1 protein-coding gene is annotated in these 2,347 nt (G+C 62.6%); it reads left to right on the plus strand.

Annotated elements, in window-relative coordinates; translation table 11 throughout:
* A partial coding sequence (locus PQR08_RS38425) for a non-ribosomal peptide synthetase (protein WP_408164443.1) occupies positions 1-2,347 on the plus strand: 2,347 nt, incomplete at both ends.

The raw sequence follows: 2,347 nt of genomic DNA on the forward strand, positions 1-2,347 counted from the left end.
TGCAGGCACGCTCAGCTACGCGACCGATCTGTTCGATGAAGTCACCATTGCACGGCTGGGTGAACGCTTCACGCGATTGCTTCAACAAGCGCTCGATCAGCCCGATGCGCCGCTGCATGCGCTCGAACTCGTGTTGCCCGAAGAGCACACATTGCTCGAAGGTTGGAACGACACCGCTGCCGCCTATCCCGAACACGTGTGCATTCATCAGCTCTTCGAGCAACAGGTTCGACGCACGCCTGATGCCATCGCGCTCGTATTTGAAGATGAATCGCTGACCTACGCGCAACTCAATGCGCGTTCAAACCAGCTTGCGCATCATCTGATCGCACTGGGTGTGCATCCTGAAGACCGCGTGGCGCTGTGCATGGAGCGCGGCATCGGCATGGTCGTCGCGTTGATGGCGATACTTAAAGCAGGCGGCGCATACGTGCCGCTCGATCCCACCTCTGTCGCCGAGCGGCTCGAGTACATGCTCGACGATGCGCAAGTGTCGCTGCTCATTACTCAACCACAGCTTATCGAACGCTTCTCGGAGATCGCACGGAACGTGACCGTCGTCTGTCCCGACACCGAAGCGAGTCGCATCGAAACCTGCGCGGACACGGATCCCGCCGCCGACGTGCTCTCCCGTCACCCGGCCTATGTGATCTACACCTCCGGCTCCACGGGCAAGCCGAAGGGCGTCGTCCTGAGCCACCGGAACCTTGCCAACTATCTGAGCGGCGTGCTCGCGAGAATGAACGTCCGCGCGCAGAGCAGCATGGCCCTGGCTTCGACCATCGCCACCGACCTCGGCCATACGATCCTGTTCGGTGCGCTGGTGGCGGGCCATGAACTGCACGTGCTGTCGACCGAGCGGACCTCCGATGGCTACCTCTTCGGCCAATACATGCGTCAGCGCAATATCGATGTGCTGAAGATCGTGCCCGGTCATCTGCGCGCACTCGTCGACGTCACGCTCGATACGCCTGCATTGCCCGCGCAACTGCTGGTGCTGGGCGGAGAAGCGACCCGGTCGGACTGGATCATGTCCTTGCAGGCGCTCAAGCCCGGCCTGCGCGTTCTCAATCACTATGGGCCGACGGAAACAACCGTGGGCGTGCTGACCCACGCGCTGAACGATGCCATCTCCTATGGCACGTCGATTCCCATCGGACAGCCGCTCGCCAATACGCGCGCATACGTGCTCGATGAAAACCTGCGCCATGTGTCGATCGGCGTCATCGGCGAGCTTTATATCGGCGGTGCGGGTCTTGCGGACGGTTATCTTCGGCGCGCGGCGCTTACCGCACAACGGTTCGTCGCCAGTCCCTTCGTGCCCGGCGCACGCATGTATCGCACGGGCGACCTCGCACGTTATCGCGCCGACGGAAACATCGAGTTCCTTGGCCGCAACGATCATCAGGTCAAGATTCGCGGCTTCCGTATCGAACTCGGTGAGATCGAAGCGCATTTGACCGATCATCCGGCAGTGCGCGAAGCGGTGGTTATCGCTCGTGCGCGGCATGAGGAGTCGCAAGATCAGCGACTCGTCGCCTATGTCACGCTGACATCCGATATCGATGTCAGCGCCCTGCGCGAATACCTCGCCTCGCACTTGCCCGACTACATGGTGCCTTCGGCCTTTGTCGTGCTCGATGCGCTTCCGCTCACCCCCAACGGCAAACTCGATCGTCGCGCATTGCCCGATCCGCAAGCCGATGCCTTCGCGCTGCGTCCCTTCGAAGCGCCGCAAGGTGCGACCGAAATCGCGCTCGCCGATCTGTGGGCCGAACTGCTCGGTCTCGAACGCGTCGGTCGGCAGGACAACTTCTTCGCGCTCGGCGGTCACTCGCTGCTCGCAGTGACGCTCATCGAGCGTATGCGTCGCGTCGGCCTGCACGCCAGCGTGCGCGATCTGTTCGCCACGCCCGTGCTCTGTGCGCTCGCGGCTTCGCTCGAACACGGTGCGGTTACCGCCGAGATCGTCGTGCCAGCCAATGCGATCACTCGCGACTGCACCGCGCTCACGCCAGCCATGCTGCCGCTGATCACGCTCACGCAGACGGATATCGATCGTATCGTCGCTCAGGTGCCCGGTGGCCTCGCCAACGTGCAGGATATCTACGCGCTCGCGCCGTTGCAGGAAGGCATCCTGTTCCATCACATGCTGACCACCGACGGCGATCCGTATCTGCAAACCGCGCGCATCGCCTTCGATAGCCGTACGCGGCTCGATGCATGGCTCGATGCATTGCGCGAGGTCGTCAAGCGCCATGACATCCTGCGCACGGCCTTCATCCACGACGGCCTCAGCACACCCGCGCAAGTGGTCTGGCGTGACGCGCCCCTGTCGATCGACGAG

The sequence above is a fragment of the Caballeronia jiangsuensis genome (assembly GCF_046030135.1).
GTDB lineage: Bacteria > Pseudomonadota > Gammaproteobacteria > Burkholderiales > Burkholderiaceae > Caballeronia > Caballeronia jiangsuensis.